Annotated in this window: 17 protein-coding genes, 1 pseudogene and 1 riboswitch; of the genes and pseudogenes, 12 read left to right on the forward strand and 6 right to left on the reverse strand. The window is 63.8% G+C overall.

From position 1 onward, the window contains the following. Positions 1-42 precede the first annotated feature (42 nt). On the reverse strand, positions 43-267 hold the full coding sequence (locus AADZ78_RS01055; protein WP_083113642.1) for a hypothetical protein: 225 nt from the start codon (positions 265-267) through the stop codon (positions 43-45). A 333-nt stretch (positions 268-600) separates the two neighbouring features. On the opposite strand from AADZ78_RS01055, the gene AADZ78_RS01060 reads away from it, so the two are divergent. From AADZ78_RS01060 to AADZ78_RS01070, 3 genes are all read left to right on the forward strand, one after another. Beyond that, positions 601-2499, forward strand: a complete 1899-nt coding sequence (locus AADZ78_RS01060; protein ID WP_204903493.1) for a PPE family protein — start codon at positions 601-603, stop codon at positions 2497-2499. Positions 2500-2667: 168 nt separating this feature from the next. After that, on the forward strand, positions 2668-3126 hold the full coding sequence (locus AADZ78_RS01065; RefSeq protein WP_085252357.1) for a PE family protein: 459 nt from the start codon (positions 2668-2670) through the stop codon (positions 3124-3126). Positions 3127-3282: 156 nt separating this feature from the next. Further along, positions 3283-4785, forward strand: a complete 1503-nt coding sequence (locus AADZ78_RS01070; protein WP_085252356.1) for a PE family protein — start codon at positions 3283-3285, stop codon at positions 4783-4785. On the opposite strand, the gene AADZ78_RS01075 is transcribed toward AADZ78_RS01070, so the two are convergent. After that, complete coding sequence (locus AADZ78_RS01075; RefSeq protein WP_085252355.1) at positions 4782-5168, reverse strand: nuclear transport factor 2 family protein; 387 nt, start codon at positions 5166-5168, stop codon at positions 4782-4784. The two genes, AADZ78_RS01070 and AADZ78_RS01075, sit on opposite strands and share 4 nt — an antisense overlap. 56 nt (positions 5169-5224) lie before the next feature. On the opposite strand from AADZ78_RS01075, the gene AADZ78_RS01080 reads away from it, so the two are divergent. The 3 genes from AADZ78_RS01080 (at position 5225) to AADZ78_RS01090 (ending at position 8296) form a co-directional block, all read left to right on the forward strand. Next, positions 5225-6085, forward strand: coding sequence for a rhomboid family intramembrane serine protease (locus AADZ78_RS01080; protein ID WP_085252354.1), 861 nt, complete (start codon positions 5225-5227; stop codon positions 6083-6085). Then, entirely contained in the window at positions 6082-6543 is a 462-nt protein-coding gene (locus AADZ78_RS01085) for an SRPBCC family protein (RefSeq protein WP_085252353.1), read from the forward strand. Before AADZ78_RS01080 ends, AADZ78_RS01085 begins: the two co-directional genes overlap by 4 nt. A gap of 655 nt (positions 6544-7198) precedes the next feature. Continuing rightward, positions 7199-8296 (forward strand): LLM class flavin-dependent oxidoreductase, encoded by a 1098-nt coding sequence (locus AADZ78_RS01090; RefSeq protein WP_085252352.1) that lies wholly within the window; start codon positions 7199-7201, stop codon positions 8294-8296. A 38-nt stretch (positions 8297-8334) separates the two neighbouring features. On the opposite strand, the gene AADZ78_RS01095 is transcribed toward AADZ78_RS01090, so the two are convergent. Both AADZ78_RS01095 and AADZ78_RS01100 read right to left on the reverse strand, forming a co-directional pair. Then, positions 8335-9123 carry an SDR family NAD(P)-dependent oxidoreductase gene (locus AADZ78_RS01095; protein ID WP_085252351.1) on the reverse strand — a complete coding sequence of 263 codons (789 nt, stop codon included), beginning with the start codon at positions 9121-9123 and terminating at the stop codon, positions 8335-8337. A gap of 1 nt (position 9124) precedes the next feature. After that, entirely contained in the window at positions 9125-10729 is a 1605-nt protein-coding gene (locus AADZ78_RS01100; RefSeq protein ID WP_239656807.1) for an AMP-binding protein, read from the reverse strand. A 554-nt stretch (positions 10730-11283) separates the two neighbouring features. On the opposite strand from AADZ78_RS01100, the pseudogene AADZ78_RS01105 reads away from it, so the two are divergent. The 3 genes and pseudogenes from AADZ78_RS01105 to AADZ78_RS01115 form a co-directional block, all read left to right on the forward strand. After that, positions 11284-11541 (forward strand): annotated as a pseudogene (locus tag AADZ78_RS01105) (short-chain dehydrogenase); the annotation flags it as partial. Next, entirely contained in the window at positions 11534-12697 is a 1164-nt protein-coding gene (locus tag AADZ78_RS01110) for a CaiB/BaiF CoA transferase family protein (RefSeq protein WP_085252349.1), read from the forward strand. The pseudogene AADZ78_RS01105 and the gene AADZ78_RS01110, both read left to right, overlap by 8 nt. 191 nt (positions 12698-12888) lie before the next feature. Then, complete coding sequence (locus AADZ78_RS01115; RefSeq protein ID WP_085252365.1) at positions 12889-14895, forward strand: acyltransferase family protein; 2007 nt, start codon at positions 12889-12891, stop codon at positions 14893-14895. On the opposite strand, the gene AADZ78_RS01120 is transcribed toward AADZ78_RS01115, so the two are convergent. Beyond that, positions 14896-15561, reverse strand: a complete 666-nt coding sequence (locus AADZ78_RS01120; RefSeq protein WP_085252348.1) for an O-methyltransferase — start codon at positions 15559-15561, stop codon at positions 14896-14898. A gap of 57 nt (positions 15562-15618) precedes the next feature. Next, positions 15619-15793: riboswitch (M-box (ykoK) riboswitch) on the forward strand. A 234-nt stretch (positions 15794-16027) separates the two neighbouring features. Here AADZ78_RS01120 and AADZ78_RS01125 point away from each other — a divergent pair. Beyond that, entirely contained in the window at positions 16028-16216 is a 189-nt protein-coding gene (locus AADZ78_RS01125; protein WP_085252364.1) for a hypothetical protein, read from the forward strand. Between the two features lie 104 nt (positions 16217-16320). Then, positions 16321-17994 carry an NRAMP family divalent metal transporter gene (locus AADZ78_RS01130; RefSeq protein WP_085252347.1) on the forward strand — a complete coding sequence of 558 codons (1674 nt, stop codon included), beginning with the start codon at positions 16321-16323 and terminating at the stop codon, positions 17992-17994. A 121-nt stretch (positions 17995-18115) separates the two neighbouring features. On the opposite strand, the gene AADZ78_RS01135 is transcribed toward AADZ78_RS01130, so the two are convergent. Continuing rightward, positions 18116-18871 (reverse strand): L,D-transpeptidase, encoded by a 756-nt coding sequence (locus AADZ78_RS01135; RefSeq protein ID WP_085252346.1) that lies wholly within the window; start codon positions 18869-18871, stop codon positions 18116-18118. Positions 18872-19106: 235 nt separating this feature from the next. On the opposite strand from AADZ78_RS01135, the gene AADZ78_RS01140 reads away from it, so the two are divergent. Continuing rightward, the gene (locus AADZ78_RS01140) at positions 19107-20039 is read left to right on the forward strand and encodes a LysR family transcriptional regulator (protein WP_085252345.1); all 933 of its coding nucleotides are present in this window, start codon (positions 19107-19109) and stop codon (positions 20037-20039) included. Positions 20040-20051 lie beyond the last annotated feature (12 nt).

Here is a 20051-nt window from a genome sequence, read left to right on the forward strand (position 1 = left end):
CGCACGGGCTCGCTGCCGCAGTAGAGGGACTACAGGCGCGGTTTACAGAATTCGGTGGTTTGCCTTGCCGACGTGGTACCCGGTCGGGAACGACTTCTCGATGACCTGAAGTTGATGGTCAACCCTGGACTCGAGTTCGAGGACCACGCAGCTGTCGCCGACGGCCTTCGACTCAAGAACTATGTAACGTTGACCGCCGTCAGTGATCGGGTCACCTGAATGCAATGTTTCGACGGGCACCAATTCGGGCGTTCCGTGTGACTCCACGCGATTCACAGTAAGGCAATTCCGCTGACCAGGGAACAGCCTGAGATGTTACAAAACGTGTCGCTTGATAGGTGGGGTCGTCGGGCAATGCCGAAGCGCTTGTCGAGCAGGCTATTTCGAGCTTGTACTGCAGCCGTAGTTCGTCGGTGTGGTGGTGGTGAGCAGCAGTGCGTCGAAGAGGAACCCGGCGAGGCGCCACCAGGTGCGAATTTACAAGTGGGACTTGTAAATACGTGGTCGCACACGAATATTCTCAATATTGTGACACGTGTCAAACAGCGTTGCTACGCTGCTCCGGCACAGGGGTGCTGTCGTTGAGAAGGGGTCGTGGTGATGAATTTTTCGGTGTTGCCGCCCGAGGTCAATTCGTTGCGGATGTTCACCGGGGCGGGGTCGGCTCCGATGCTGCAGGCGGCCCTCGGGTGGGACGGGTTGGCCGCGGAGTTGGGTTCGGCCGCGGACTCGTTCGCCTCGATGACGTCGGCGTTGGCCAACCAGGCCTGGCAGGGCCCGGCCTCGCAGGCGATGATCACCGCGGCAGCGCCGTATGCCGGGTGGCTAAGCGCGGCGGCGGCGCGCGCTGCCGGGGCGGCAACCCAGGCCAAAACGATCGCGAACGCGTTCGAGGCCGCCCGAGCGGCGACGATTCATCCGTTGGCGGTGGCGGCCAATCGCACGGCGTTTGTGCAGTTGGTGGTGTCGAATGTGTTCGGGCAAAACGCTGCGGCAATTGCGGCTGCCGAAGGCGTGTATGAGCAGATGTGGGCCCAGGACGTCGCGGCCATGGTCGGATACCACGGCGGTGCCTCGGCCGCCGCGGCGGCATTGCAGTCGTGGCAGCAGGTGCTGCAGACCGTGCCGGGCCTGTCCGATCTCAACCTCGGCATCGGCAACATCGGCAATAACAACGTGGGTTCGGGAAACACCGGCGACGACAACCTCGGCATGGGTAACCGCGGCAACGCCAACTCAGGCAGCGGAAACAGCGGCGACGCCAACACCGGTTCGGGAAACCTCGGCACTACCAACCTGGGGTCGGGAAATACCGGAAACTACAACCTCGGTAGCGGCAACTTCGGCGACAACAACCTGGGCTCCGGAAACACCGGCGACAACAACCTGGGCTCAGGTAATAACGGCGACCGCAACCTCGGCAACGGAAACACAGGCGATTCCAACGTCGGGTCGGGGAACATCGGCGACGGCAACATCGGCAGCGGAAACCTCGGTTACCGAAACATCGGTTTCGGCAACTCGGCGGGGGACAACAATATTGGGTTCGGCAACACCGGCAACAACAACCTGGGCTTCGGTAACACCGGCAGCAACAACTTCGGCATCGGGCTTACCGGCGACAATCAATTCGGTATCGGCGGGCTGGACTCCGGCAGTGGAAACATCGGTTTGTTCAACTCCGGCGCCAACAATATCGGCTTCTTCAACTCCGGCGAGGGAAACCTCGGCATCGGGAACTCCGGCGTCACGAATACCGGCTTTTTCAACTCGGGCAGCCTCAACACGGGTTTCTCTAACTCAGGCGGTCTGAATACGGGCTTCGCCAACTCCGGTGACACAAGCATGGGTAGCTTCAATTCCGGGACCGGCGGTTTCAACGTAGGTAGCTTCAACGCTGGCGGCGGTGGCAATGTGGGCAACTTCAACTCGTCGTTCGGTAATAATGTGGGCAACTTCAACTCGGGCGACGGCTTCAACCTCGGTAGTTTCAACTCTGGCGGCGGGCAAGGCAGCAACACGGGCTCCTTCAATTCGGGTGCCCACAACACCGGTTGGGCCAATTCAGGCAACACCAACACCGGTGTCTTCAACTCGGGTACTCTCAACACGGCTATCGGCGCTACGGAGTTACTCGATCTCGATAACTCAGGATTCGGAAACGTCGGCGTGGGTAACTCGGGCTTCTTCAACATCGGAGACTTTAACTCGGGTGTGGGAAATAATACGAGTGAAGGTGACCTGAACGTCGGCTTGTTCAATTCCGGCGTCGGTAAGAACAGCACCGGCATCGGAAACACCGGCGGTAACAACGTGGGCTTCTTTAACTCGGGCGCCCTCAGCAGGGGTTTCTTTAATCCCGGCATGAGCGACGTGGGCATCCTAAACATGGGCGCCTCAAGCACGGGCGTTCTCAACCTGGGCTTTATCACCTCGGGCGCCTTAAACGTGGCTACCCAGCGATCGGGTTTCTTGCACGGGTTGGTCCCGGGCTGGTGAGCTGCGCTCCCTCGTAGCTGGCCAACACACGAATACGGCATCAAGGGGTCCAAGAAAATTAGTGCACGGGGCACCTCTGGGGCCCGGTTACGATTTATTTCTGCCGATCTTTAGCAATGGCGACCGTATGAATCCGATTGGTCCTCGGGCCTGGTGAAAGGTGTCTAAATGCCGTTTGTAAACGCATACCCGGAGCTGGTGGCGGCGGCGGCATCCGATCTTGCGGTCATCGGTTCGGCGATCAGCACGGCCAACGCTGCTGCAGCGATCCCGACTTCGGGGGTCTTGGCCCCGGGTGCAGACGCGGTATCGGCCGGGATCGCGGCGCTATTCGGCGCGCACGCCCAGGCGTATCAGGTGCTGAGTGCTCAGGCGGTCACGGTTCACGATCAGATTGTTCAGACGCTGAACGCGGGAGCGAACTCGTATGCGGCCGCCGAAGCCGCCAACGCAGCTCCGCTCCAGGCTGTCCAGACCGCACACCACGACCTGCTGGTGACGCGATCGGATGGCCCCGCCAGGGCGGGGTTAGCGGCACCGGCGTCGGCGACACCGGTGCCGGCTCCGGCACCAGCCAGGCCTGTGGTGGCGCCGGCGCGTCCACCGGGCAGGCGCGCTCCTGGCTAGAGTGCATAGGTCGCGCGGCGCGAGTGGTAACAGGATCTGGGCGTGCTTGAAAGACAAGGTCCCTCACGTACGAGCGCGTAGGTATCACAGTTCCAGGTTTGCCCCGATTGGCGATGAGAGCGGGGTAAGTTTGGCCTTCCTAGGGGAAGGTGTCCAATGTCGTTTGTGATCGCGGCGCCGGAGATGGTTACGGCGGCGGCGACGGATCTGGCTGGTATCCGTTCGGTGATCAGCGCGGCCAATGCCGCGGCCGCAGTGCCCACGACCAGTGTCTTGGCCGCCGGTGCCGATGAGGTATCCGCAGCGATCGCGGCGTTATTCGGCGCGCACGCCCAGGCGTATCAGGCGCTGAGCGCTCAAGCGGTGGCGTTCCACGACCAGTTAGTCGAGGCGCTCAACTCGGGTGCGAGCGCCTATGCCGCTGCCGAGTTCGCCAACGCGTCACCGCTGCAGGTTCTGCAGGCTGTGCAGCAGGACGTGCTCAACGCAGTGAACGCGCCTGCCCAGGCGCTGTGGGGGCGGCCACTGATTGGCAACGGCGCTGACGGGTTACCGAACACCGGGCAAGACGGCGGGCCAGGCGGGTTGTTATACGGCAACGGCGGCAATGGGGGGTCCGGCGGGGTGGGCCAGGCCGGCGGTAATGGTGGTCCGGCCGGCTTGATCGGCAACGGCGGGGCCGGGGGAATCGGCGGTCCTGGCACCGGGACCTCGATGGCCGGCAAACCGGGTGGGGCCGGCGGTGCCGGCGGGTGGCTGTTCGGCAACGGCGGCGTGGGGGGTGCAGGGGGAGTGAGTGTCATGACGGGTGACGGCGGGCAGGGCGGTGTCGGCGGGAGCGCTGTCGGTCTGTTCGGCAACGGCGGAGCCGGTGGCGCGGGCGGGACAGGCGGGCAGGGCGGTGTCGGCAACGGCGGGAACGCTGGCAATGGTGGCAATGCCGGTCTGTTCGGCCGCGGCGGGGTAGGCGGGGAAGGTGGCGTTGGCAGTCTCAACGGCGGGCTTGGCGGTCGTGGGGGCAACGCTGGGCTCATGGGCGACGGCGGCCACGGCGGGGCCGGTGGCCTCGGCGACACCGGAGACGGAGGGGGCGCCGGTAACGGCGGTGCGGGCGGGGTGTTCGGCGACGGCGGGGTCGGCGGGGACGGCGGCATCGGCAGTGTTAATGGCGGGCTTGCCGGCAATGGGGGCAACGCCGGGTTCTTCGGTGACGGCGGCACCGGCGGCAACGGTCAATTGGGTAGTGGCGGAAACTCGTCGGCGGGCGGTATCGGCGGTAACGGGGGCGTCGTGATCGGCAACGGCGGCGCCGGTGGGTTAGGCGGGGTGGGTGCCTTTGCCGGCAACGGCGGTAACGGCGGCACCGCCATCGGGCTGTACGGCCAGGGCGGGGTTGGCGGGACCGGAGGAGCGGGTATCGGCGGTAACGCTGGCGGCAACGGTGGTAACGGTGGTACCGGCGGATTCATCGGCAACGGCGGGACCGGTGGTGGCGCCGGCACCAGCACTGGGCAGCCGGCCGCTGGCGGGCAAGGCGGTAATGCCCGGTTGATCGGCAACGGTGGTGACGGTGGGCCCGGTATGTTCGGCGGGGCCGGCGGCGCCGGCGGTACGGGCGGCACCATATTCGGCTTCGACGGCGCTCCCGGGCCGAGCTAGCCTGCTGGTGACCTGCTGTCGGCCCCCCGCTGCTTGAAGAACACGCTGACGCGAGAAATCAGGCCGTCGTCGCACTGTTCGAACAGCAGGCATTCGGGCCACGCGGCGGGAACACCGTCGATCTCGAAGGTCTCTGTCAACTCGACGTACGACACCCGAGAATCCACATGCGAAATCCGTTGTACATCCAAGCGATGACCCTTCAGATGGGTGAGAACGCTGCGCAGGTAGCTGACGTAGGGCTCCTTGCCTTCGATGACGTCGCAGAACGGGCCCTCTCGGATCAATCCCTCATCGGCGATAGTGGTGGCCAGGCCGTCCCAATCGTGACCGGCCAGGCAGGTCAGATAGCGCTCAACAACCCCGCCCGTGCGCTCACTCACAGAAGCACCGTAAGTCAACGCGATACACCGCGAAAGGCCCAAGCAACAATGGTGCGATGAGTGGGCCAAGCACGCCGGAGTCACCAGCCTGCTATCGACACCCCGGGCGCCGGACCTACGTCCGCTGCACCCGATGTGATCGGTACATCTGCGGGGAATGTATGCGGGTGAGCCCCGTCGGCCACCAGTGCGCGGAGTGCGTGGCAGCGGGCGCCCGGACTGTTCGCCAACCCATCTCGCAATTCGGCGGACGGCAGCGGTCTGCCCACCCGGTGGTCACGTATGTGCTGATCGCGGTGAATCTGCTGACCTTCACACTGCAGATGACTTCGGTGGGTCTGGAACGGCAGCTCGCACTGTGGCCACCCGCGGCCGCCGATGGTCAGCTGTACCGGTTGGTGACGGCGGCGTTCTTGCACTACGGCGTGATGCATCTGCTGCTGAACATGTGGGCGTTGTTTGTCGTCGGTCCGCCGCTGGAGATGTGTCTGGGTGCATTGCGATTCGGGGCGCTGTATGCACTGAGCGCGCTGGGTGGCTCGGTGCTGGTTTACCTGATCGCACCGCTCAACACGGCGACGGCGGGGGCGTCGGGGGCGGTGTTCGGTCTCTTCGGAGCCACCTTCGTGGTGGCAAAGCGGCTCAATCTTGACGTCCGCTGGGTTGTCACGCTCATCGTGATCAACTTGGCCTTCACTTTCGTCGCCCCGGCCGCCGGTTCGCAGCCGATCAGCTGGCAGGCACACGTAGGTGGGCTGATCACGGGTGCGCTGGTCGCCGCCGCGTTTGTATACGCGCCCCGGGAACGTCGCAATGCCATCCAAGCCGGCGTGACGACCGCTGTCTTGGGTGCTTTCGTCGTGCTGATCTGGTGGCGCACAACCGATCTGCTCGCGATGCTCGGCGGGCAGCTATGAGCTGTTGGATCGTCCACGCCGAGCGCATGCTCACCGCAGAGGTCTCCGCGCCACCGGACGCCGTTCGCGATTTCTATGTGGATCTGGACAACATCAAAGTCGTGCACCCGCTGATCGTGTCCGTGGAAGCGCTGTCTCGCACCGAAACCTCGGACGGCTACCGGCAACACTATCGGGTGGTAGATCGAATTTCGTTGGGCCCGTTCGTTACTCAGCTCTCCTATCGGGCTCGGCTGGATGTCCCCGTGGTAGGCGATGTGAAGACCGAGGCCGATCAGTGGCCAGGAGTGCGGCTACGCGGAACGGTAACCTTTGCACCGATTGGCGGCGGCACCCGTCTTACCGAGAAGCTACGGATAGCGGCGCCGCGGCCCCTGGCCGCGTTCACCGCCCGCGAGGCGGTTAAAGCGCACGCCGCGATGCTCGGCGGCATTCGGCGTCACTTCGAATCGGGTTGAGCGCGAACTACATTCTGGGCGTGGGACGACCATCGGCCGACGTGAGGAGTCGGTAGGTCCGTGGGTTGCGGCGGCCAGCTTGTTGCGCGCCAAACTTCCTGGCTGTCTAGCGATGTGTTGCATTGTCGCTCGGCTTACCGGCTTAGCGGTCGAGCAATTCGCGGCGCGTCGCGTCGTTGGGCTCGGCCAGGGAGTCTTCGGTGGGGGAGACCTGGGCGAGGTGGGCGCGGGTCCGCTGCAAGGAGCTGTTGACCGCGCCCCGGGCGTGGTTTCCAGGAGCTCGGCAATCTCGGCGGCGATGAACTGTACGACGTCGCGCAGGACCGTCGCGGTGGTTTGGCGAGCCCGACCCAAACGATCCCAATGATCAGCGGCCGCCGCGCAGCGACTAAAACGGTTGCTTGAATACGAATTCGCGGTAGCCGTCGAACGGCAATGACGGCATCGAGGGCGAAGAACGCGGCATCCGAGCTGCGTCGAGCGCGGTTGCGGATTTTGGCGTCGTGGCCCGTTGCGGGCTGGCCGCGCTCAGCGTGCAGGATCAGGCGCACCGGCATATGGTTGCCGAGATTTTTCAGTTACATCCCGTCGCGGCCGGGCTTGACCATTCATCGAACGGCAACGATGCGAGCGATACTGCGGAGGCGAACTTTTCATGCAGAAGACGATAGGATCGGGTGTATTCATTCCGATCAGCAATCACGGATGGATCCGCTCGGTTCACTCTCCCGCGGTTGAAACGGCCGAGTACACGCGCGTGCTGGAAATCGTACGCGGCGCGGAATGCCTCGGCTTCGACTTCGTTCTCAGCCCTGCCAATTGGCGCGGCCTCAGGGGGCCGTCTCAACATTGGTGGTACTCACTGGAATCGGTGACGACCTCGGCGGCGCTCCTTCAGGCGACCAGCCGCATCAACGTCTTCAGTACCGTCCATGTGACGATCTTCCCGCCTGCCTTGGTCGCGAAGATGGCGGTTACGCTCGACCAGATCGGGCCGGGGCGCGTCGGGCTGAATCTGGTGACCGGAGGTAGCTATCTGGACCTGGCGCATCTAGGGATGTGGAACGACGCCCTGGATCATGACGGGCGCTATGACCTAGCCGACGAATGGCTCGACGTGGTCAAGCGGCTTTGGACCGACGAGGTCGTCACGCATAAGGGAAGGTTCTTCGAAACAATGGGAGGGACCATGCGTCCGAAGCCCTCGCGCATGCCGCAACTGGTAAATGCCGGGGCATCGTCGCGCGGTTTACGATTTGCGTTTGAGAATTGCGATGCCGCCTTGATCACGACCGGTGACGACCCGAACCTGACCGAGACGACCCGAAACGCAAAACGCAAGGCGCAGGAATTGAATAAGCCCAATCTGAAGATCTTCGGCGTCATCACCGCGATTCCCGGTAGTACCGATGAAGAGGCGCAGGCAAGGCTCGACTATTTCGAAGCGGGCATGGATCGGGAGGCACAGGCCGACGCCGTGGCGGGTTATGAGCAGAACCGTAGCTGCAAAGAGCTGAGCAAGGCGTCGAGGTCGCTCACCGTGCAAAGCTCAGTCTTGCCGGGAACGATCGTCGGCGCTCCCGAAACGCTCGCTAGTCGGCTGGCGGCCACGGTGATCGACGGAGAGCTCGACGCGCTCATGCTCATCGTGCCAGACTATGTTGACGATCTGAAGATCATCGCGACCAAGGTCTTCCCGCTCATGGCCGAGTATGGAGTTACCGTAAACCTAAACGCCACCGCCGCCGCCTAGTCAAAGCGCACATCCAAGTGTTGGCCGGCAATCCGCCGTCACGTTGAATTGCGTTGAGCGGCCTTCCACTCCGAAGTCAACGCGAACTCCGAGAGGTATCTTGTCGAGCTCCATCCGCCGTCCACGACGATTGTTTGACCGTTGATGAAAGCGCCACCGGGAGAACACAAAAACGCCACGGTGCTCGCGACGTCTTCGACCGTGCCCAACCGCTGATGCGGTGTCATCTCGGCATTGATCCGCCGGAACTGCTCGTCCTGCAGCCGCCGCGCGGTCATAGGCGTCTGTATGACCCCGGGAGCGACTGCGTTGCAGCGTATTCCGCGTGCGCCGTATTGGCAGGCGATGTGGGTGGTCAGGGCCGTGAGGCCGCCCTTGGCGGCCGAGTAGGCGCCGCCGCGCATGCCGCCCACCACGGCGAACGTCGATGTGATGTTGATGATTGCTGAGCCGGGCCGCAGGTGCGGCAGCACTTCGCGCGTCAGTCGAAACGGTGCCCGCAGCATCAAACCCAAGAAGTGGTCCAATGATTGGTCGTCGGTTTCGTGGAGCGGCTTGGGGCTGCCCACCCCGGCGCCGTTAATCAGGAAGTCGATCCGGCCCCACCGGGTGACGGCGGCGTTCGCGATCTGTGTGGGCGCGTCGTCCTCGGTGAGATCGACGGCGTGGGTGGCCACCCGATCGGGGTCATTGATCGCTTGCGTCAGTGTGGCCAGCTTGTCCTCGTTGCGTCCGGTCGCCAGCACCGCCATGCCCATCTCGGCGAGCTTGATCGCACAACCAAAACCGATTCCGCCGGTCGCCCCCGTGACGATCGCCACCTCCATGTCACCGCTCTGCCTTCATCAGTGCCGCCTTGATCTGGTATTTGAGAATCTTTCCCGCGTCGTTCTTCGGTAGCGCATCCCAGATAACCACTTGCTCGGGCACTTTGAACCGTGCAACGCCCGCGGCCTCCAGAAAGCTGCGCAGGCTCGCTAGCTCCAGTCCGGCGTCCGACCCGTGCCTTGCGGCGGTGGGTACGACGACCGCGCACGCCCGCTCCCCGGTGCGATCGTCGGGCACTCCGACGATGGCGATCTCGGCGATTTCGAGATGGCCGGCCAGGATGTCCTCGACCTCCTTGGGCGAAATGTTCTCGCCATTGCGCACGATGATGTCCTTGAGCCGTCCCGTGACGACGAGGTACTCATCGTCGACCCAGCGGCCAAGGTCCCCGGAGCGGAAGTAGCCCTCGGCATCGAAGCATGCGGCTTCGTCGGCAGGGTGTTGGTAGCCGGCCAGCATCTGTGGCCCCCGTACTCGGATTTCGCCGGAAACAAGCTTGACCTCGGCTATGCCGAGGTGGCCGTCGGTGTCTGCGGAGTGGTCGGAGCTATCCGGAGAGCCGATGGTCGTGACCGGCACTTCCGTCGAGCCGTATACCCGGGTGACGGCAGCGTGATCGAAATAGGCTGCGGCCCTATTGATCAACGACGGCGACACCGACGCACCGCCGCATACGAACAGCTTCAGGTCAGGCAACCGGGTACCGCTACGTTGCGCGGCCGCCAGCAATTGCTCGAGGAACGGCGTTGCGCCGGCCATATGTGTGCACCGTTGCGCCTGCATCAGCGCCACCGCCTGGTCGGCGTTCCAGTGATCCATCAACACCGCGGTCGTGCCCAGCAGTAACGGGCATTCGAACGCATAGATGGAACCGCCGATGTGCGCAATCGGCGACGCAACCAGGAATGTGTCGCCCGGCTCGACCATCCAGTGCCGGCCGATCTGACGGATGAGTGCATGGATCGAGTTATGGGTATGCAGCACGCCTTTCGGACGGCCGGTGGTCCCGGCGGTGTAGAGGATCATACGTACGGCATCGGGATTCAGGGCGGGCAGCTGCGCGGCGACCCCGTGGGTGAGCAATGACTCCAACGTAATCTGCCCGCTACCCGGATGCCCGCGCACAACGACGACCTGCGGCGGAGCTTCCAACTGCGCCGTGACCCGCTGCAACATCGCGATGTAGTCGTGACGACCGAAATGTGTTGGCACAAAGACGATGCGGCTGTCGGCGTCTTCGAGGATGAACCGCAATTCGCGGTCCCGCATGGACGGCAGGATGGGATTGGCCACCATTCCGGCCAGCGTTGTGGCGAGGTAGATCACCGCGGCTTCGTGCCAATTGGGCAGCATGAACGACACCACGCTGCTGGGTGGAATGCGTGCGTGCAGCGCCTGCGCCAGCATGGTTGCCCGTTGGTAGAGGGTCTGACAGTCGACGTGCAGATCGGCGTCGATCAGCGCCACCCGTTGGGGTGTATGCCGCGCGGCTTCGCGCAGCGAATCGGCCAGCGTGCCGCGCACCCACCAGCCGCGTGCGTAGGCATTCGCGGCGCGTTCGTCGTCCCAACGAACCCGACGTCCGGCGATCGACCTGGTGCCCACGCCCCTCAACATTACGGCGGACGCGGCGGGGCTGTCCGAGCCTGTATTTCCGCAGCGAAGGTTCGAGTAGAGCCCTGCAAAATTACAGGCCCGGTGTTGGTCACGACCGGCAACATTGAGGTGCTCGGCCAATCCCGGTGAAATGAGTACCGCGGTGATTTCTCGCTGAATCTCAACGATACTCAGTCCAAATCGGTCTTCGGTCGGCGGGAAGGCGGGGCCTTCGTGGCGCCGTAGCAGCCTACCAACCGTCGCGAATACACGCTTGAAGTAGCTTTCCGTACGAGAGATCGCAGCTTCGGAAGGCTCGCCGGATCGAGGGCATCGTCGGCGACCCCGAGACTGCCGAGGCGCTCAAGCGGTTAAGGGTCTGCACGGTCTCTTGCACAGAAACCGGTAATAGGATCGCCGCCAATGACGAGTTGCAGGGCGATCACATATCCGGGAGACCGCAATTGACAACAGCCAATTCGATTGAGTATGCACACCGGGCTGTTACAACGATGGTGTTAGCGAGGGCACGGCTGCCCAAGGAGGCATCTGGTCATACCTCGGCGAACCATACCGACCCGGTCAACGGCGAGATGCTGATTGCCATCGCAGGTCGGGTCGCGCCAGCTGTTGTCTCTGAAATGCCTGGTGTGCAACGTCTTTCGTGGTCAACCGAGGACGTGGCCCAACAGCTGAACGCCATCCGGGATCTGAACGCACCGCGGGTATTCCCCGCCGTCCCAGACGGGCATGCGGACCACATTCGGTACAGCTTCGAGTCGGCCGCTTGGGCCAGGCGGGAAAGTGTGCATCATGTCTAGCGCCGGGCCGCTGGTGGGTGTGCGCGTCGTCGATCTCACCGCAATGGTGATGGGACCCTACTGCACCCAGATCATGGCCGACATGGGCGCCGACGTGATCAAGATCGAGCCCCCGCAGGGGGATGACACCCGCTACATCTCGGTCGGGCCGGCCCCCGGCATGAGCGGAGTGTTCGTCAACGTGAACCGCGGCAAGCGTGGTGTCACCCTCGATCTGAAGTCCGACTCCGGTCAGACCGCCCTACGCGCGCTCATCGAAGGCGCCGACGTGTTCATCCACTCGATGCGGGCCAAGGCGGTTGCCCGGCTCGGATTCAGCTATGCCGAGGTCGCGGCCATCAACCCGGCCATCGTCTACACCAACTGTTACGGATACGGGCGGCGTGGACCCAACAAGGACCTGCCCGCCTATGACGACACGATCCAGGCGGCCTGCGGCCTGCCGTCGGTTCAAGAGCAGCTCACCGGCGAGGCCAACTACGTCGGAACGATATTGGCGGACAAGGTCGCCGGCCTCACGGCGCTCTACGCGACGATGATGGCGCTGTTCCACCGCGAGCGCACCGGTGAAGGCCAAGAGGTAGAAGTCGGAATGTTCGAGGCGGTGGCCTCGTTCATGCTGGTCGAGCATGCCAATGGCGCCATGTTCGAGCCACCATTGGGCGCGGCGGTCTATCCCCGCACGGTGGCGCCCAACCGGCGGCCGTATCGCACTTGCGACGGGCACATCGCCGCGCTGATCTACAACGACCGGCATTGGGCCGCCTTCGTCGACGCGGTGCGGCCGGCGTGGGCGTGCGAACGGTACGCGACGCTGGAGGCGCGGGCGCGCGAGATCGACACCGTGTATGCGTTGCTGGCCGAGACGATCTCGCAGCGCAGCACTGAGGAGTGGCTAAAACTGTTCCGTGAGTTGGAAATACCCGCGTCGGCGTTGTCGAGTCCGGCGGCGTTGTTCGATGATCCGCACCTCAACGCCGTCGGCTTCTTCGAGACCGTCAGCACCGGCAACGGCCCGGTGCGGTTCCCCGGCGTGCCGACCTGGTTTTCCCGAACACCGGGGCGAGTCGCTGGCCCGGCCCCCGAGCTGGGCGCGCACACGGCCGAGGTCCTCGGCGAGCTTGGACTGGCTACTGCGGATGCCGAACCGGCCTAGCGTGTCGTCCGCAGATCTGGTGCCGCCGCCTCTAAGCTTGCTGAGGTCAAGAGGAGGGGTAGCGACGTATTGGCGGCAACTACGGCGCCGGGCGACAACGTGGTCGGGGCGCGCTAACAGCGAGCACTGAGCCGGGCGGGACGGACTCCGCGCCGGCGCGTTCTGTTAGGCGGCCCCGATGGGTGGCCCCGGTGCGGCGCGCGGGCCGCAATGCGATCTGGGATCAGTCGGAGCGCCGCAGTGGCATTCCCGCGCTGGATGGCCTTCGTGCGATAGCCGTCGCGCTGGTTCTTGTTGGCCATGGCGGCATCCCAGGCGTGAGTGGCGGCTTCATCGGTGTGGACATCTTCTTCGTCCTCAGCGGATTCCTGATCACGTCGTTACTGCTCGACGAGCTCGGTCGCACCGGCCGCATCGACTTGACCGGGTTCTGGATTCGCCGTGCGCGCCGACTGCTGCCGGCACTGGTGTTGATGGTGCTCACCGTCGCCGCGGCGCGCGAACTGCTTCCCTACCAAGCCCTTACCGGATTACGCAGCGACGCGATCGCCGCGTTCCTCTGGATTGCCAACTGGCGCTTTGTCGCACAGCAGACCGACTACTTCACCCAGGGCGCGCCTCCTTCGCCGCTGCAGCACACCTGGTCCCTGGGGGTGGAAGAACAGTATTACCTCGTCTGGCCGCTCCTGCTGATAGCGGTGACCCTGCTGTTGGCGGCGCGGGCCAAGCGCTACTTCGCCAAAACCACCGTGGGCCACGTAAGATTCGCCACCTTCGTGATTGCCACCCTCGGCGCGATTGCCTCCGCGGCCGCCGCCATCGTCTTCACTTCGGATACCACGCGTGATCGCATCTATTTCGGCACCGATACCCGTGCCCAGGCGTTGTTGGTCGGTGCCGCGGCATCGGCTCTGCTGGTTCGGGATTGGCCGTCACTGAATCGGGGCTGGTGTCTGATCCGGACCCGGTGGGGGCGCCGGATCGCCCGTCTGCTGCCGATCGTCGGTCTGGCTGGGTTGGCGGCGATCACTCACTATGCAACAGGAAGCGCGGGCGAATTCCGCCATGGTCTGCTGATCGTGGTGGCGACTGCCGCCGTCCTCGTCGTCGCCCCGGTCGCACTGGAGCAGCGCGGGCTGGTGGCCCGCATCCTGGCCTGGCGCCCGTTGGTGTGGCTGGGCACCATCTCGTACGGCGTCTATCTGTGGCACTGGCCAATCTTCCTGGCACTCAACGGTGAACGCACCGGCTGGACCGGCCTTGGATTGTTCGGCGCCCGGTGCGCCCTCACAGTGGCAGTGGCCTTCGCGTCGTGGTGGCTGATCGAACAACCGATCCGGCGCTGGCGACCGGAACGAGTGCCGCTACTACCGCTGGCGGCGGCTACCGTCGCGACCGCGGCCGCGGCGACGATGCTGGTGGTCCCCGTCGGAACCGGTCCGGGGCTGCGCGAGGTCGGCCTTCCGCCTGGCGTGTCCGCGGTCGCCGCGGTGTCCCCGTCGCCGCCGGGTCAGCCGGGGCCGGCTCCCGGGCCGCGAGACCCCAACCAGCCGTTCACCGTTTCGGTATTCGGTGACTCGATCGGGTGGACGTTGATGCATTATCTACCGCCGACACCCGGATTCAGGTTCATCGACCACACCGTCATCGGCTGCAGCCTGGTGCGCGGCACGCCGTATAGCTACATCGGACAAACCCTGGAACAGCGCGCGGAGTGCGATGCCTGGCCGGGCAGATGGACGACCCAGATCGGCCAGGACCGGCCGGACGTCGCGCTCCTCATCATCGGCCGCTGGGAGACGGTAGATCGGGTCAACGAGGGACAGTGGACCCACATCGGCGACCCAACCTTCGACGCGTACCTCAACTTCGAGCTGCATCGGGCGCTGAATATAGTGGGCTCCACCGGTGTTCGGGTGATGGTTGCTACCGTGCCGTACAGCCGGGGTGGCGAGAAGCCGGACGGCCGCTTGTACCCAGAAGATCAACCCGATCGGGTGAACCAGTGGAACACCATGTTGCGCAACGCGGTTGGACAACATCCCAATGTCGGGATCATCGATCTGAACAAAAAGCTATGCCCCGACGGCGTTTACACCGCCAAGGTCGACGGCATCAAGGTGCGCAGCGACGGGGTTCACCTCACACCGGAGGGTGCGAAATGGCTACTCCCGTGGCTCGAGGAATCGCTCCGGTAGCTAACCCGTTGCCCAACAGCTGAGTTCCATGCTGTCGCTTTGCCTGGCGGGGAAGTTGAAGCTCACGTAGCCGTTGTCGGGGCTACGCACGTAGTCGAGGTAGGGCCGTGTATCGGCGGCCTCGGCGTTGTCGGCGACGATCAGCGCACCCGGGGACAACCGCGGTTCCAGCAGCTTGATCACCGGTAGGTACAGCTCCTTCCAACCGTCGAGCAGCACGAAATTGACCGGTCCGTACAGGCTCGCCAACGTGGAAAGCGCATCGCCTTCCAGGATGGTGATCAGGTCGTCCAGCCCGGTTTCGTGGAACGTCTGCTTCGCGGCGGCGATCTTGGCTTCGCTGAGTTCGGTGGTTATCACCCGGCCGTTGCCGTTGTCGCGCACGGCCGAAGCCAAATGGATCGTCGAGATTCCGAAGGACATCCCGAATTCGACGACCGTGGTGGGACGCGTTGCCCGAACCAGCGCGTACAACAGTTGGCCGGCTTCGGGAGTCACGGGGATGTAGAACTCGCTCATCGCGTCGGCGCGTTCCTGTGAGGTTGCTGACGATAGCCGTTCGAGTTCGCCATGTTTCGCGCGCAACCTTGGCATCTGGTTGTTCGTCTCGGTATACATCCGGGCGAGCGCCGCCGCGACGCTGGGACTCCGCAAAGTTGTGGCCATCCTTCGAGGGTAGGCGAGTTTGACGGGCGCCAGTTTTGGGTGTAAGCATGGAACCCGCAAACACCTCGGTAGGTGAGGCGTCTGCACGGACACAGGCCACTGACCCCGAACGTCGAGAGACGCCCCGGGTCAGGACAGCTCTTCCCGGCTTAAGGGTTGAGCCCAAGTGGCTTCCAGACGATGGTCTGGATACGCCGTGCAGTGCCGAAGCTCCGTCGAGTGGGGGTGTTCGGCGGTTGACCGCCGGGCGTTTCGCCTCCTTTTCGGGCCCCTATCGTGCAGTGACTGTTGTGACACCCGCGTGTGTCTTGGCCGAGAGGAGGTGAGGGCGAGATGAGTCCGAGCGATAGTCCCTATCCAAAATCCGTCTTGTCCCGATCCGGTTCCGGCATTCCTTCGTTTGCCTGAGAGCGCTTTGACGCGCTGGAATGACGCACGCCGGCCGGGCCTCCGGCAGGAGCAGATCATGACCACAATGACCATGAATTTTATTGCTGCACACCGTGTTACTCGCGTATGGAATGGGCGGGAATCGACGCTGCAGCGGATGGGTCGGCGGTTGACCGGCAAGGTGCGCGCGTCGCTTGACATGACGGCGCAGGACCGGGCCGATCGGTACGTGGCAATGACACCGATCGCGGTGCTTGCCGCCTAGCGCGACACAACGAACGCAATTCGTTTCGCCGACATCAACTCAGCGGCGGGCGCTTGCCCCGCGCCCGCCGCTGTCCCCTCCCTCGTTGAGATAGCGAGAATCCGATGACTTCGATCTCCACCCAGCTTCGTGGTGGTTTGCCCACCGCGCCACTGTCCGGTCAACCGGTACTGGACTCGGCACACGCCGGCGACATCGTCGGCGCGTTCGGCCGCATTCGCCGCGACGACCCCGGCGCGATCAGCGGACGTTGGCAACGGCTGCGCACACTGCTGGTCATCATTGGGCCTGGACTGATCGTGATGGTCGGTGACAACGATGCCGGCGGTGTCGCGACTTACGCGCAGGCTGGACAGAACTACGGGATGGCCCTGTTATGGACGCTGACATTGCTCATTCCCGTGTTGTATGTCAATCAGGAGATGGTGTTGCGGCTGGGCGCGGTCACTCGAGTTGGGCACGCGCGACTGATATTTGAGCGGTTCGGCAAGTTCTGGGGTGCGTTCAGCGTCGGCGATCTGTTGTTGCTCAACGCATTGACGATAGTCACCGAATTCATCGGCGTTTCAATGGCATTGGGGTTCTTGGGTTGTCCAAGGATCGTCGCCATCCCGGCCGCTGCCGTGTTGTTGTTCGCCGTGGTAGCCGGGGGCTCGTTCCGGCGCTGGGAAGGGCTGATGTTCCTGCTGATTGCGGTGAACGTGGTAATCGTCCCAATGACGCTGCTGGTGCATCCGACGTGGAAAGGGACCGTCGGCGGGTTAATGCCGCAGTTCCCCAGCGGGCTCAACTCCACCTTGCTGCTGCTGATCGTGGCGATAGTGGGCACCACGGTTGCGCCGTGGCAGCTGTTCTTCCAGCAGTCCAATGTGGTGGACAAGCGCATCACCACACGCTGGATTCCTTATGCGCGAGCCGATTTGGTCCTCGGCATCGTCGTAGTAATGGTCGGGGGCACCGCGTTGATGGCGGTTAGCGCGTTCGGCTTGGCCGGCACCACCGACGCTGGAAACTTCACCGACGCGGGTGCGGTCGCCACCGGTCTGGCCAATCACCTCGGCAGCACCGTGGGGGTGCTGTTCGCGATCATCCTGCTGGACGCATCGTTGATCGGCGCGAACGCCATCGGACTGGCCACCACCTATGCCGTTGGTGACGCTCTCGGCAAACGACACTCACTGCATTGGAAGATCAGCGAAGCGCCCTTGTTCTACGGTGGCTATGCCGCGCTCCTTGCGATTTCGGCCGCCATCGCATTCAGCCCCGACCACATCCTGGGCTTGGTGACTCAAGGCGTGCAGGCGCTCGCCGGTGTCCTGTTGCCGTCCGCGACGGTGTTCTTGGTTCTGCTTTGCAACGACCGCGCCATCATGGGCCCGTGGTCTAACACAGTGCGGCAGAACATTGTTGCCTGGACCATTGTGTGGGCGTTGGTGCTGCTGTCGCTGGCCCTGACCGCGACGACGTTCTTCCCAAACCTGTCGACGATCACCATCGAGCTTGGCTTGGCGGCCGGTGCGGCGCTCGGTGTGGTTGGCGGTGCCGCCGTGATCATCACCGGTCGTCGGTATAACGACGACACCCCGCTGCTGACGCGTTCCGAGCGGCGTGCTCTTCGCTACCAGGACCGGGCGAACTGGCACACCCCTAACCTGACCGCCCTGGATCGTCCGGTGATGTCGCCGGCGCGTCGAGCGGGTCTGTTCACCCTGCGCGGCTATCTAGCCCTAGCGGTTGGGTTGGTCGTCATAAAGATCGTCGAGGCCGGGATGGCTTGATCGGCTCGGCTCAGCTGCGCGAGCAGACGCAAAAGCCCCCATTTTGGCACGGTTTTGGGGGCTTTTGCGTCTGCTCGGCGGGATTGGCGAGTCATTCGCCACGACCAGAGCACGACTACGGTCAGCCGATCACCTGGATGGGATCGCCGATAGTGACGGCGTTGAAGTACCACGCGGCGTTGTCGGGGCTCAAATTGATGCAGCCATGGCTGACGTTGGCGTAGCCTTGCGAGTTCACCGACCACGGCGCCGAGTGCACGTATACGCCGCTTGAGGTGACGCGTACCGCGTACGAGGCGGTGATCAGGTACCCGTCGGGGGAATTCAGCGGGATGCCGATGGTCCGCGAGTCCATCACGACGGTGCGTTCCTTGGACATCGCGTTGAAGTTACCGATCGGCGTCGGGCGGCTCGGCTTGCCCAACGATGCGGGCATCGTGCGCAGCACTTCCCCGTTCCTACTGACGGTAAAGGTGTGTGCGGAGACGCTGGCAACACCGAGCAGCTGGTCGCCGGTCTCGAAGCCTTCAGTCAGTTCCTGCACACCGACCGAGATATGGGTGTGGGTCGGCCAATAGTGGTCCGGAATCCACTGCACGACATTGCTTTCGACCCATTCGAAGTGTCCGGTCATGTTGTTCGGCGAGATGACCCGAATCCGCCGCTCGACGGCGCGGCGATTGGTCACCGGTGTGGTGAACGTCACCACCACCGGGTGTGCCACGCCCACCACCGCGCCATTGGCCGGCAAAATCGAAGCAACGCCGGGAGCCGGCGTGGGTACCGGCACGGCGCCGGTAGCGGGATTACCAGACACCGCCACGGCCATTACCGTAATCGCTACCATAACGAATAGATAACGTACAACTCGAGGCATAGCGTCCACCCTTCGAGATGGTGCGATCAACACAACGGCATTCTAGTGTCTATCTACCCGTTAGGTGTCGCAGCAAACAATGCTAGCCAGCGACCCGGCTTAGCTTGGTCGTCATGGTAGCCGGGTGCGCCTGCCGTGCGCTTGGTCGAAAGTCATTGCGAACCAAGTCGTTGCCGAGCCGTTGGCGACACGTTAGCCTCAGCGAGGTCGGTACCCGAATGCCGGGGAGGTGCGGATGCTCTTCCGTCAGCTGGAGTACTTTGTTGCCGTCGCCCAGGAGCGGCACTTCGCCCGGGCCGCCGAGAAGTGCTATGTGTCGCAACCCGCGTTGTCGTCGGCGATTGCCAAGCTCGAACGCGAACTCAACGTCACCCTGATCAACCGCGGGCGTAGCTTCGAGGGGCTCACTCCTGAGGGGGAGCGGTTGGTGGTGTGGGCCAAGCGGATTCTCGCCGAACACGATGCGTTCAAGGCCGAGGTGGACGCCGTGCGGTCCGGGATCACCGGGACACTTCGGCTGGGGACGGTTCCGACCGCCTCGACGACGGCGTCGCTAGTGCTGGAGGCCTTCTGTTCGGCGCATCCTTTGGCAAAGGTGCACATCAGTTCTCGGCTGGCAACCACGGAGTTGTACCGACGGCTGCGCGACTTCGAACTCGATGCCGTCATGGTGCATCCCGCGCCCGAGGACTCTGTCGACGTGGACCTAGTTCCGCTGTATGAAGAGCATTTCGTGCTGCTGTCGCCGGCGGACATGTTGTCGCCCGGGGTGTCGACGTTGGGGTGGCGGGACGCCGCGCAACTGCCCCTGGCGTTGCTCACGCCGGATATGACGGACCGACAGGTCATCGACGCGGCTTTCGCCGAACACGCCATCACCGTCAGCCCCCAGGTTGAGACGGACTCCGTCGCTTCGCTGTTTGCACATGTGGTAACCGGCAACTCGGCGTGTATCGTGCCGCACACCTGGTTGTGGATGACGGCAACAAGCGGCGAGATCCGTGCGGTCGAGCTGGTTGACCCGCCCGTGAAAGTCCAAATCGCCCTTGCCACCAACGCTGCCGGGCCGGGATCGCCGGTCGTGCGCGCGCTCACCGCGTGTGCGCAGAGGCTGAAGCTGAACGAATTCTTCGACGCGCAGCTAAGGGCCATTGTGCAGCGGCACTGACCGCGTCTGCTC

The sequence above is a fragment of the Mycobacterium riyadhense genome, assembly GCF_963853645.1.
In the GTDB taxonomy this organism is placed as follows: Bacteria; Actinomycetota; Actinomycetes; order Mycobacteriales; family Mycobacteriaceae; genus Mycobacterium; species Mycobacterium riyadhense.